A 12,912-nucleotide genomic window follows, 5' to 3' on the forward strand; every position below is an offset into this window, starting at 1 on the left:
AGAATAGAAAAGCTTAAAAAATAGGTGGAAAATGGCAATATAGTCATCAAATAAAGACAGGATAGTTGAGCTAAGAGGGACACTATTTTCTAGGTGCCGTTTTTTTAAAGATAAAAAATCCAGAAGTAGGTTAATTCTGGATTTTTTGATATAGTACGGGATTTGTATTTACTGCTTATAAGGTTCGGTAATCCTTATCAAATAGATAGGATAGATTCTCTTTTTCCAGTTCTTGCAGCCGGTACGTAAAAATTTCTAATTCAGCAGAATAAGTTTGTTGATCCTGTTTTTTCATTTGTTGGATATGGTAGCGGTACTCATTTGCTAGTTTATTTTTTAATTCTCCCATAGGATGGTTATAAGGGGTTAAGCCAATGATCCGTTCTTCTAGAAAACCTGCAGAATACAATCTTTTTTTAGAGTATGCCGGAGTGTGCATAATGGAGCCATTACGGTGGTAGTAAAAGTAAATATCAGCATTGACATGGACAATTTTATTTGAAATTAGGAATAACTGCCAACCAAGACCAGCATCTTGATGGATTCTTCCAACAGGAAAACGAAGGTTTGAAAATAAGTGCTTACGAAATACTTTCCCCCAACTATGCCATAAATCCATACAACGTTGGTCTTGTTTGAAATCCAACTGGCGAATAGCTTCTAGAGGTTGGTAATGTGTCATTTGTGCTTGGTCTGGGGAATACCGGGCAAGAGGACTATCTTTTCGACTAAACTCACTGAAATCTTCGACAAATGAACAAGAAACGATATCGGCATTGGTATCGATTAGAGCCAATATGAGGATTTCTAGATAATCTTCACTAACATAATCATCAGAATCAATAAAAGCAATATTTTGCGTGGTGGAACGCTCAATTCCGAAATTTCGAGCAGCAGATGTTCCTTGATTTAGTGTCCGATAAAATTTAAATCGGTTGTCTGATCCGACAGCTTCTTTGGCAATCGTCAGCGAACCATCTGTTGAGCCATCATCAACAACAATCACTTCAAAATGAGTAAATGTTTGGGCTTGAATAGATTTTAGGCATCTGGCGATCCCAGCTTTTCCATTATAGACAGGAACAACGATAGTGACTTTCTCAATCTCACGTGTTTTGAAGAAATTTTGGGCTAATTGCTCCAGTTTATCAACCATTTGCTCTGGCTTATGGTCTGGAAAAACAAATTGCCCTTTTTCACCGTGCTTGGTAGTTTCAAAGGCTAAAATTGGCTTACAAAATTGCTTGAAGCGACTGACAATATTATCCAGTTCGTAGGCATGATTGATATCCAAATAGGCATTGGTCTTCATGAGCAATTCATCGATCTGTTTATAATTAACAGAAGGATAGAGGGTTACATTTTCATAGTCTTTGAATTTTGCCAGTCCGTGTCCAAAAGTAGTATAAGTAGCAATATGAAAATGAATGGACTGACTGTTCTGAATTAAATAGCCCAATTGTTCTAAATTTTCACTTGCAGTTAATGTAAAGACATGATAAGAATGTTGTGGAAAATGCATTTTCTTCTCCTTTTTGGTGAGATGAACGAGTTAGGGATTGCAGCGAATATTTTTATGAATCTTCCTAAACTGAAAAAGGATTTCAAAAAATATTATAATCTATTTTCTAACATTTGGCGAATAAAAAACCAAAAAGAGAGCTAAAAAAGTGCTAAAAAAGAACCTTCTTAGTTTAAATCATATACATACAAGATATACAATTCATACAAGTGGTTCTTTTGTGAGCTATTTTTGCTTTATGCGTCAAATGCAGCCTTGCTTTTGGTATCGGTGTATTCTTCTGGAACTTCTTTACTTAAGATGTCGTCATAGCTAGGCAGGTGGATGTCTTCTCCATATTTTTTCCGCAAAGCAGTTGTGACTAATCGGTAGGCAAGGTGTGGATTTCGAGAGAGAATAGGGCCATGGAAGTAACTACCAAAGGTATTTTTATAGTGCATGCCTTCGCCACCATCTTCCTTGTTATTACCGTTTCCATAAACGACTTGTCCAAGCGGTTTTTGATTTTCAGCTAAGAAAGTGCGGCCTTGGTGGTTTTCAAAACCATAGTAGGTCTCGTCAAATTCTTCATTATGGATTTTAATATCCCCGATGTAACGGTTGTTTTTTTGGTTAAGCGTATAATGACCTAGGATACCTAGACCGTCTATTTTTTTGCCACCAGCTTCAATATAATATTGGCCAAGTAATTGGTAACCACCGCAAATAGCTAAGAGGACTCCTTCATTTTCAATATAGTCTGCTAAGGATTCTTTTTTGGTTGGCAGATCAAGAGCCAGAACAGATTGTTCGAAATCTTGACCACCTCCAAAGAAGGCAATCTGATAGAATTCTTTATCAAAAGAATCTTCTAATGACACAATATCAACTTGTACGCTGGCTCCGCATTTTTCAGCGACATATTTCAGCATGAGAACATTTCCATTGTCACCATAAGTGTTCATTAAGTCACCATAAAGATGGGCAATGTTGAGTTGGTAAGGAGCGTCTGTTTGTACGCTTTTTAAAGAAGAATAAACCATTAACGCATCTCCTTTCGAACAGCTTGGCGTTGGGCTAATAAATCACGAAATTCCAACATAGCTGTATAGGTTGCCAGAATATAGGCATGTTTTGTTTCTTGTTTTTCAATAGCCTGAATAACATCAGACAGAGTCGAAACTTGTTTAATTTTGTCTTCGTTAAAGCCTGTAACCCGTAAACGACGAGCCATTTCAGAAGCACGAACACCACCTGCCACAATGGCAGTAATTGGCATCTGGTTGATTTGTTCAAAATCAGCATCCCAAATCCAACTGGTATCAATACCATCTGCGTAGTTGGCATTGAGCAAGACAGACAAGGTAAAGTCATAAGGCGCCAACTTCATCATTTCAATGGCTTGAGTAGCTCCGACTGGATTTTTGATGAGAACAAGTGTGCATTCCTTTTCCCCGATGGTGAAGGTTTCTTGGCGGCCAAAGACTGCATGGCTTTTATCAAATCCGGCCTTAATGATGCTTGGCGCAACCCCCAAGAATGAAGCGACACTAACAGCAGCAAGTGCATTGTAGATATTGTACAAACCACCAATGTTAATGCTGTATTCCTGTCCATCGATCACAAAAGTTGATGAGGTATTGGTAATACTTGGTAGGCTCGTTAGTTGATAGTTCAGTTCTGGCCGTTTGAAATCGCAATGGAGACACAGATAGCTACCAAGATTGGCATAAGTGTTGAGCTTGTAGCGCAAAATGTGGTGACAACGTGGGCAAAGGACTCCCTCAGTATTGTAATGAGTCAGTCTAGCTTCGGATTCTTCCGTTGCAAAACCATAGTATTGAATGGGGTTTAAGGTCTTAGTAGAGTGAAAGAGTGGGCTATCACCGTTTGCTAGAATAGTTGCTTGAGGTGCCTTTGTAGCACCATCTACAATCATTTGATAGGTTGTATAAATCTCGCCATATCGATCCATCTGGTCTTTGAAAATATTGGTAAAGACAATGAGGGAGGGGGTGATGTATTCTGTGACCTTGGCAAGGGAAGCCTCATCAATTTCCAAAACAGCAACTTTTTTCCCCTTCTTCCCTTTTTTTGCAGCTAAAAAAGTAGTGGTAATCCCTGTAATCATATTGGCACCACTGGTATTGGTTGTTACTTGTCCATAAGCTTCTTCTAAGATGCCAACTGTTAAAGCCGTAGTGAGTGTTTTTCCATTGGTACCAGTAATGACAACTATCTCATAATCCTTTGCCAAACTGTGTAGAATGTCTTTGTCACATTTAAGGGCGATTTTCCCTGGCAGGGTCGATCCTCTTCCTAATTTTTTCAAGAAATAGTGACTTGTTTTTCCGGCGATAATGCCCAATAATGTATTTAGTTTCATAGGAGTATTTTATCACAAAGAAACTATATTTTCTAGAAAGGAAGTTATACAAAATGAAGAAAACTCCATCTAAAGTATGGTATAATGGAAATAGTGTTTGTAGAAATGAGAAAGTAAGAGGAAACCAGATTGAATCTAACGCAATTATTTGACATGGATTATTGGTCCAGTCTTGTCAGTAGTCCGTGGACTATTCTAATCCATTTATTAGATATTTCGTTGGTGATCTACATAGTCTATTTGTTTAGTCGCTCGATTGCAGGAACAAAGATTATGACCTTAATCAAAGGGGTCTTCTTGTTTTTGATTGCTCAATTGCTTGCTACCTTACTTGGCTTACAAACCATTTCATGGCTGATGAATCAAGTTTTGGCGTATGGGATGATTGCCCTGGTTGTGATTTTTGCTCCAGAGTTTCGTTCCATTTTAGAAAAATTAGGACGGACGACTCAGATTTTTTCACAAGAAAGCATTGGTGCTGAAGAACGGTTGGTAAAATCTCTCATCAAGTCTGTTCGCTATATGGCTCCCCGTAAAATTGGAGCGTTGATTGCGGTCGAAAAAGCACGTACATTGCAGGAATACCGCTCAACCGGGATTTCTTTGAACGCAGATGTATCTGGAGAGCTTCTCATCAATATTTTCATTCCAAATACGCCCTTACATGATGGTGCGGTAATTATTAAAGAAAATAAAGTGGCTGTTGCCAGTGCCTATTTCCCATTATCAGAAAATAGAGCTATTTCCAAAGAGTTTGGTACACGACACCGGGCTGCAATTGGTCTGTCAGAAGTGTCTGATGCCTTGGTAATTGTAGTTTCAGAAGAGACGGGTGGGATTTCCATTGTCGTAAATGGAAATTTCAGACATGACTTAACCATGGAAGAATTTGAGACCATTCTTCGGTCTGTGCTGATTCAAACCAACGGTTCGAAAACGAAATGGTGGCATCGTATAGGAGGTATCCGATAATGACAAGAAAATATACAAAATTAGGACATCTTGTTGTTTCCGTTTTGGTTTCTTTGATTCTATTTTTCTACGCCACAACAACCAATTATAAAAACACTTTAACAACAAAGCAAAATCAAGCAACAGAAACCTATACACATAGTATTAGCAACGTTCCAATTGATATTCGCTATGATAATGAAAAATATTTCATCTCAGGATTCTCATCTACTGTTAACATCGATTTGATTGGCTCAAACCGTGTTATCCTTCAAAAAGAAACAGATGAAACAACCCGATCATTTGCAGTGGTGGCTGATTTGTCGAATCTCAAATCAGGTCAGCACACCGTTCAGTTAAAGGTTCGCGATTTACCGACGGGTGTAAATGCTGTATTGACACCAGCTGCGATGCCAGTTAAAATTGGAAAGCGTGCCAGTCAGACATTTGAAGTTAGAGGAACAATTACACCAGCTCAAGTTGAAAAAGGATATTCCGTTTCAAAAATCGTTGTGGACATTGCCACAGTGAAAGTGACTTCAGACGAGGAGATTCTTTCAAAAATTGATCATGTTGAAGCGATTATTGCCGATGCTAGTGATCTTTCAACGGATTATTCTGGTACTGCAACACTTCAAGCAGTAGATGCCGAGGGCAACATTTTACCAGTTGTCTTTTCACAAGAGGTGGCTCGCTTGCAAGCAACCATTACAAAAGATAAATAAAATAATAAAAAAAGGATATAAAAATGGGAAAATATTTTGGAACAGACGGTGTACGTGGTGAAGCCAATGTAGAATTAACACCAGAATTAGCATTTAAATTAGGACGTTTTGGCGGCTATGTATTAAGTCAACATGAAACAGAAACACCTCGCGTTTTAGTAGCGCGCGATACACGTATCTCAGGACAAATGCTGGAAGCAGCGTTAGTAGCAGGTCTCTTGTCAGTCGGCATTCATGTCTATAAACTCGGAGTGGTTGCAACACCAGCAGTAGCTCACTTGGTTCGTTCCGAAAATGCTAGCGCTGGAGTCATGATATCAGCCAGTCACAATCCAGCTCAAGACAACGGCATCAAATTCTTTGGTGGAGATGGATTTAAACTCGACGATGAAAAAGAATTGGAAATTGAAGCCCTGCTTGATGCAGCAGAAGATAGCTTGCCACGTCCTTCAGCACAAGGGCTTGGCGACGTTGTTGACTATCCAGAAGGTCTTCGCAAGTACCAACAATACTTGGTTTCTACTGGTCTTGAATTGGAAGGTATGAAGGTAGCTCTCGATACTGCCAACGGTGCAGCAGCAACATCTGCTCGCTTGATTTTTGCAGATTTAGGTGCGGAGTTAGTCGTCATGGCTGAGACACCAGATGGTCTTAATATCAATGATGGTGTAGGGTCAACCCATCCTGAACAATTACAAGAATTGGTCAAAGAGAAAGACTGTCAGATTGGTTTGGCTTTTGACGGGGATGCCGATCGTCTGATTGCGGTTGACGAAAATGGTGACTTGGTAGATGGAGATAAAATCATGTTTATCATTGGGAAATACCTTTCAAACATGGGACTTCTCACCCAAAACACCATTGTTACAACCGTTATGTCTAACCTCGGTTTCCATAAAGCCCTAGATCGTGAGGGTATTGACAAGGCCGTAACAGCTGTTGGAGACCGCTATGTTGTGGAAGAGATGCGCAAGTCAGGTTTCAACCTTGGTGGGGAACAATCTGGACATGTAATCTTGATGGATTACAACACAACCGGTGATGGCCAATTAACCGCCGTACAGTTAACCAAAATCATGAAAGAAACCGGTAAAACCTTATCCGAATTGGCAGCAGAAGTAACGATTTACCCACAAAAATTGGTCAATATTCGTGTGGAAAATAGCATGAAAGACAAGGCTATGGAAGTGCCGGCTATTGCTGCCATTATTGCCAAAATGGAAGAAGAAATGGCTGGAAATGGTCGCATTCTTGTTCGTCCAAGTGGAACAGAGCCTCTTCTTCGTGTTATGGCTGAAGCGCCAACCGATGAAGCGGTTGACTATTATGTTGATACCATTGCAGATGTGGTTCGTGCAGAAATCGGCATTGACTAAGTACAGATAGAAAAAGAGATTGGGACAAATCGTCTCACTCTCTTTCTTTGAATGAAAGGAATCGAAAACAAACATTTTTTGTTGGAAATAGTATGAGTATTTTAGAAGTTAAAAACTTGAGCCATGGTTTTGGTGACCGGGCCATTTTTGAGAATGTCTCCTTCCGCCTCTTAAAAGGGGAGCATATTGGCCTAGTTGGGGCCAATGGCGAAGGAAAGTCAACCTTTATGTCCATAGTAACAGGACAAATGCTACCAGATGAAGGAAAAGTAGAGTGGTCACGCTATGTGACAGCAGGCTACCTGGACCAGCATGCAGTTTTGGAAAAAGGTCAAACTGTTCGTGATGTCTTGCGCACTGCTTTTGACGAATTGTTCAAAACAGAAGCCCGCATCAATGACATCTACATGTCCATGGCAGACGAAGGAGTCGATATGGATGCCCTTATGGAAGAGGTCGGTGAGCTCCAAGACCGTTTGGAATCCCGTGATTTTTATACCTTGGATGCCAAGATTGATGAAGTAGCGCGTGCACTTGGGGTTATGGATTATGGGATGGATACCGACGTAACAGAACTTTCTGGTGGACAACGGACCAAGATTTTGTTGGGAAAACTCTTGTTAGAAAAACCAGATATTTTACTTCTGGATGAGCCGACCAACTACCTGGATGCGGAGCATATCGACTGGTTGAAGCGCTATTTACAGAACTATGAGAACGCCTTTGTCCTCATTTCACATGATATTCCTTTCCTTAACGATGTCATCAATATCGTTTATCACGTTGAGAATCAACTCTTGACCCGCTACTCTGGGGATTACTATCAGTTCCAAGAAGTTCATGCTATGAAAAAAGCGCAGCTGGAAGCTGCTTACGAACGCCAACAAAAAGAGATTGCAGATCTTCAGGACTTTGTCAACCGCAACAAGGCCCGTGTGGCCACACGAAATATGGCCATGTCCCGTCAGAAAAAATTGGACAAGATGGACATCATCGAGTTGCAATCAGAGAAACCTAAACCAAGTTTTGATTTCAAAATGGCCCGTACCCCCAGTCGCTTTATCTTCCAGGCCAAGGATTTGGAAATTGGCTACGACCGTGTCTTGACCCGTAAACCTCTCAATTTGACCTTTGAACGCAACCAAAAAATTGCCATTGTCGGGGCCAACGGTATCGGTAAATCGACCCTCTTAAAAAGCTTGCTTGGTTTGATTCCAGCCCTTGGAGGCGAGGTAGAGCGTGGCGAATATTTGGAGCTGGGTTACTTTGAACAAGAAGTCCCTGGCGGCAATCGTCAAACACCTCTTGAAGCAGTCTGGGATGCTTTTCCAGCCCTCAATCAAGCAGAAGTTCGGGCGGCTCTTGCCCGTTGTGGCTTGACCTCAAAGCATATTGAAAGCCAAATCCAAGTTCTTTCTGGTGGAGAACAGGCCAAGGTTCGCTTCTGTTTGCTGATGAACAGGGAGAACAATGTCTTGATCTTGGACGAGCCGACCAACCACTTGGATGTCGATGCTAAAGACGAGTTGAAGCGCGCCCTCCAAGCCTACAAAGGCTCCATTCTGATGGTTTGTCACGAGCCTGATTTCTACGAAGGTTGGGTTCATGATGTTTGGGATTTTAATGACTTAACATAAGTCTGTTGTTTGGAAAAAATTTAGTATAAACAGCGGTCAGAAATGCCTCTTTTTAGCGTACAGAATAAGACTGTTTGTGATACAATAAAAATAAAAAAGGAGAATCATATGACGATTGATTTTAAAGCAGAAGTCGAGAAACGACGCGATGATTTGATGGCTGATTTGTGCAGTCTATTGGAAATCAATTCCGAACGCGATGACAGCAAGGCGGATGCCCAGCATCCATTTGGTCCTGGACCTGTTAAAGCCCTAGAGAAATTCTTGGAAATCGCAGCTCGTGATGGCTATGAAACCAAAAATGTCGACAATTATGCCGGACACTTCACCTTTGGTCAAGGAGAGGAAGAGTTGGGGATTTTTGCGCATATGGACGTGGTACCAGCTGGAAGTGGTTGGAATACAGATCCTTACAAACCTGAAATCATTGATGGCAAACTCTTTGCCCGTGGTTCATCAGATGACAAGGGCCCAACTATGGCTTGTTACTATGGCTTGAAAATCATCAAGGAATTAGGACTTCCTGTTTCCAAGCGGGTTCGTTTTGTAGCGGGTACGGACGAAGAATCAGGATGGGGAGACATGGAGTATTATTTCAAGCATGTCGGTTTACCAGAACCAGATTTTGGATTTTCTCCTGATGCAGAATTCCCAATTATCAACGGGGAAAAAGGAAATATCACCGAATACCTCCATTTTGGCAACGGCAATGGGGAGACCTATGTCCTTCATTCTTTCAAGGGTGGTCTTCGTGAAAATATGGTACCTGAATCCGCGACAGCTATTTTCACAGCGCCAATGACGCTTGAGGAATTACAGGCTCGTGCCAATTCTTTTGAAGCAGAGCACACTGTTCAAGTTGAAGTGACAGAAGAGGATGGAAAGTTCCAGGTCAAAATGATCGGAAAATCGGCTCACGGTGCTTCCCCACAATCGGGCATCAATGGAGCAACTTACTTGGCCCGCTTCTTACATGACTTTGCCTTTGAAGGCAGTGCTAAAGATTATATCGCTCTTGCTTCTGGTTATTTGTTGGACGACCACAAGGGAGAAAAGCTTGGTGTAGCCTATACAGATGACCGTATGGGAGCTTTATCCATGAATGCGGGTGTCTTCTCCTTTGACCAAGCACAAGAAGACAATACCATTGCCCTTAATTTCCGTTACCCACAAGGGACGGATGCTGCTAGCATTAAAGCACAGCTTGAAACCTTGCCAGGAGTGGAAAGTGTGACACTCTCTGAGCATGAACACACACCACATTATGTTCCGATGGAAGATCCATTGGTGAAGACCTTATTGGATGTTTATGAAAAGCAAACAGGTCTGCGGGGACATGAACAAGTTATCGGTGGCGGTACCTTTGGCCGTCTCTTGAAACGTGGCGTTGCTTATGGGGCTATGTTCCCTGGTTACACCGATACCATGCACCAAGCCAATGAATTTATCGACGTAGAAGATTTGTACCGTGCAACAGCTATCTATGCTGAAGCCATTTATGAGTTGATTAAATAAAGACGCAGGTTTATTGGATTCTTTTGATGCTTTTATAAGAAGGTAACTGTAATGATAGATGTGACAAAATATTTCAAAATAGTTGGATTTTTGGTGGTTGTCGGACTGGCTATTGCAGCAATAACAATGTCCAAAAAAGGAAAGAAATAGAATTCGCTTATTTACCTTGTTTTTACCAAGTTGATTGGTAGAAAGTTGGCAGATGATATCAAAAAAAGAATGCTTCCCGAAGGAGGCATTCTTTTATTTACCTAAACAGAATTGGCTAAAGAGTTGGGTGATGAGTTCATCTGGAGCAGCATCACCAGTGATTTCACCTAGTATTTGCCAGCAACGGGTCATGTCCACTTGAAGCAGATCAACAGGCATCCCCATCTCCAACCCATCGTTAACGGCTTGAAGCGCTTGAACAGCTTGTTCAATCAAGGAAATGTGACGGGCATTGGACAGGTAGGTTGCATCTTGTTCCACCAAACCGGCATTGTCAAAGAAGAGCTGGTTGATTCGGTCTTCAATTTGGTCGATATTTTGATTTTCCAAGACGGAAATTCGAATGGCATCTTCTGGAATTTCTGCGGCCTCGATTTGTTCTGGTAAATCCGTTTTATTGAGCAGAATGATGCGGTTGGTCATTTCTGAAATGGCTAAAAGTGCGCGGTCTTGCTCTGTGAGGGATTCTGATGCATTGAGCACGAGTAGAACCAAATCGGCTTCTGCTAAGGCTTGTTTGGAGCGTTCCACACCAATCTTCTCGACAATATCATCTGTCTCTCGAATACCAGCTGTGTCCACCAGCTTGAGGGGAACACCTTTGATATTGACATACTCTTCGATGACGTCACGGGTGGTGCCTTCGATGTCTGTGACAATGGCCTTGTCTTCACGCAGGAGATTGTTCAAGAGACTGGATTTTCCGACATTTGGCCGTCCGATAATGGCTGTCGAGAGGCCTTCACGCAGGATTTTACCACGTTTGGCGGTTCGCAAGAGACTTTCTAACAGTTCTTGGAACTCTGTGGTTTTTTCCCGCATAAGGGCTGTTGTCATTTCTTCGACATCATCGTACTCAGGGTAATCAATATTGACCTCAACTTGGGCCAGAGTATTGAGAATTTCTTGGCGGGTATTGTTAATCAGTTCAGACAGGGAACCATCTAATTGTTTGACCGCAATGTTCATGGCCTTGTCTGTCTTAGCCCGGATAATGTCCATGACAGCCTCAGCCTGGGTCAAATCGACGCGGCCATTTAAAAAGGCTCTTTTTGTAAATTCACCGGGTTCTGCCATACGGGCTCCTTGGCGAATCAAGAGTTGAAGGATTTCATTGGTCACCGCAATTCCACCGTGTGTGTTGATCTCAATAACATCTTCACGGGTAAAGGTCTTGGGTGCTTTCATGACTCCAACAATGACTTCGTCGAGGACTTCATTTTTTTGAGGATCAACAATATGGCCATAGTTGAGGGTGTGCGAGTCGACCGTCTCCAAATTTTTTCCTTTAAAAATCGAGCGAGCGATGGCAATCGCGTTTGTCCCAGAAAGGCGGACAATTCCAATAGCCCCTTCTCCAAGAGGGGTTGCTATCGCTGCAATGGTATCAAATTCTTTGGTAATCATGATATAGTCTTAAAATCCTTTATTTAATAGTGTTTATAAAAACTTTGCCCCAAATCTGCCCCAATTCTTATTCAAAAAGTTTTCTAACTCTCTGAAAATCTTTCTCTCTTTTATCTTCTAAGAGATGGGCATATGTTTGAAGCGTAACGGTCAAATCTTTGTGACCGATGATTTTGGAAATGGACAACAACTCAACTCCTTGTGTAATGAGATAACTGGTATAGGTATGACGCAAGGAGTGAAGGTGGACATTTCTACCAACAAGCTTTTTGATAAGACGATTGAGCCACACATGATGAGGCTCTGTAAAAACACGATTAAGGCCATTCTTGGCCCATCGGTTAGCTTTATAATCTCTTAATAGTTGGCAAGTTGTAGTATCAATAGGGACTGTTCTGATAGATTGAGGATTTTTAGTAGGCATAAATCCTGTTTGATCATATATGTCCCAAGTCTTGTTTATATCAATTATACCATTTTCTATGTCAATGTCAGACCAGGTAAGCCCCAAGCTCTCTGAAACCCGCATGCCAGTCACAGCAATCAGATAAAGCTGCATGTATCGGTTAGTCTCAATATTATTTTTTAAGCTATCAAGAAGTTTGTGGTATTCATCCAGTTCAAGGTATTTTTCATCAATTGGTTTTGATTTCTTTTCAGAATTGATAACGGCTAGATCAGTGAAGTTGTGAGTAATGATTCTATCTGCAATGGCATACTTAACACAAGAGCGCAAACGATGATGAATAACCCTTATCGTGCCATGATAGTATTGTTCTCCCAAGTCATTAAGAAAGCGTTGGTAGAGACTATTTGTGATACCGGCTAGCTTAGTCTGTCCAAAGTGCTTTTTTAAAATTTTTCGAGTTTGCTCGTAGTTTCGCCATGTTCCTTTAGCTAAGTTAGGCTTTTTAAAGGTATTCGCCCAATGGCTGAAGTAGTCAACAAAGCTAATGTCTATGTCTAGACTAACAGTCTGATTAAGTTGGCTCTCTGCTTTTAACGCAGCAGCAGAAGCTAGCTTCTTGGTTTTAAAACCACTCTTTGATTTCTGTCGGTACTTACCATCGGGGGATTTATAACTAATTCGATATTCCCAGCCATTCTCACGCTGTCTAAAATATGCCATTGATTTTCACCTCATTTCTTGATAAAATGAGTACAAGAAAACACTTGCCAACTTGGCAATTTTTCTTATACTGTC

10 protein-coding genes are annotated in these 12,912 nt (G+C 41.2%); 5 read left to right on the plus strand and 5 right to left on the minus strand.

Annotated elements, in window-relative coordinates; genetic code table 11:
• Positions 1-175: 175 nt before the first annotated feature.
• The 3 genes from ACVR1I_RS06355 to murT form a co-directional block, all read right to left on the minus strand.
• Entirely contained in the window at positions 176-1,522 is a 1,347-nt protein-coding gene (locus tag ACVR1I_RS06355) for a glycosyltransferase family 2 protein (protein WP_447443190.1), read from the minus strand.
• Positions 1,523-1,758: 236 nt separating this feature from the next.
• Positions 1,759-2,544 carry a lipid II isoglutaminyl synthase subunit GatD gene (gatD, locus tag ACVR1I_RS06360; protein WP_447443191.1) on the minus strand — a complete coding sequence of 262 codons (786 nt, stop codon included), beginning with the start codon at positions 2,542-2,544 and terminating at the stop codon, positions 1,759-1,761.
• Positions 2,544-3,887: a lipid II isoglutaminyl synthase subunit MurT gene (gene murT / locus ACVR1I_RS06365; protein WP_447443192.1), complete on the minus strand. Its 1,344-nt coding sequence runs from the start codon at positions 3,885-3,887 to the stop codon at positions 2,544-2,546. The genes gatD and murT overlap by 1 nt, the downstream gene beginning before the upstream one ends.
• 129 nt (positions 3,888-4,016) lie before the next feature.
• On the opposite strand from murT, the gene cdaA reads away from it, so the two are divergent.
• From cdaA to pepV, 5 genes are all read left to right on the plus strand, one after another.
• The gene (gene cdaA, locus ACVR1I_RS06370; RefSeq protein WP_447443193.1) at positions 4,017-4,859 is read left to right on the plus strand and encodes a diadenylate cyclase CdaA; all 843 of its coding nucleotides are present in this window, start codon (positions 4,017-4,019) and stop codon (positions 4,857-4,859) included.
• On the plus strand, positions 4,859-5,563 hold the full coding sequence (locus ACVR1I_RS06375) for a CdaR family protein (protein ID WP_447443194.1): 705 nt from the start codon (positions 4,859-4,861) through the stop codon (positions 5,561-5,563). The genes cdaA and ACVR1I_RS06375 overlap by 1 nt, the downstream gene beginning before the upstream one ends.
• A gap of 23 nt (positions 5,564-5,586) precedes the next feature.
• A complete protein-coding gene (gene glmM, locus ACVR1I_RS06380) occupies positions 5,587-6,939 on the plus strand; it encodes a phosphoglucosamine mutase (RefSeq protein WP_447443195.1) in 1,353 nt (450 codons plus the stop codon).
• 92 nt (positions 6,940-7,031) lie between these two features.
• Positions 7,032-8,576, plus strand: a complete 1,545-nt coding sequence (locus ACVR1I_RS06385) for an ABC-F family ATP-binding cassette domain-containing protein (protein WP_447443196.1) — start codon at positions 7,032-7,034, stop codon at positions 8,574-8,576.
• Positions 8,577-8,732: 156 nt separating this feature from the next.
• A complete protein-coding gene (pepV, locus tag ACVR1I_RS06390; RefSeq protein ID WP_447443263.1) occupies positions 8,733-10,091 on the plus strand; it encodes a dipeptidase PepV in 1,359 nt (452 codons plus the stop codon).
• 243 nt (positions 10,092-10,334) lie between these two features.
• Here the strand turns inward: pepV and mnmE are convergent, their stop codons facing one another.
• Both mnmE and ACVR1I_RS06400 read right to left on the minus strand, forming a co-directional pair.
• Entirely contained in the window at positions 10,335-11,708 is a 1,374-nt protein-coding gene (mnmE, locus tag ACVR1I_RS06395; protein ID WP_447443197.1) for a tRNA uridine-5-carboxymethylaminomethyl(34) synthesis GTPase MnmE, read from the minus strand.
• Between the two features lie 67 nt (positions 11,709-11,775).
• The gene (locus ACVR1I_RS06400; protein ID WP_447443198.1) at positions 11,776-12,837 is read right to left on the minus strand and encodes a site-specific integrase; all 1,062 of its coding nucleotides are present in this window, start codon (positions 12,835-12,837) and stop codon (positions 11,776-11,778) included.
• Between the last annotated feature and the right edge of the window lie 75 nt (positions 12,838-12,912).

The sequence above is a fragment of the Streptococcus cameli genome (genome assembly GCF_053207365.1).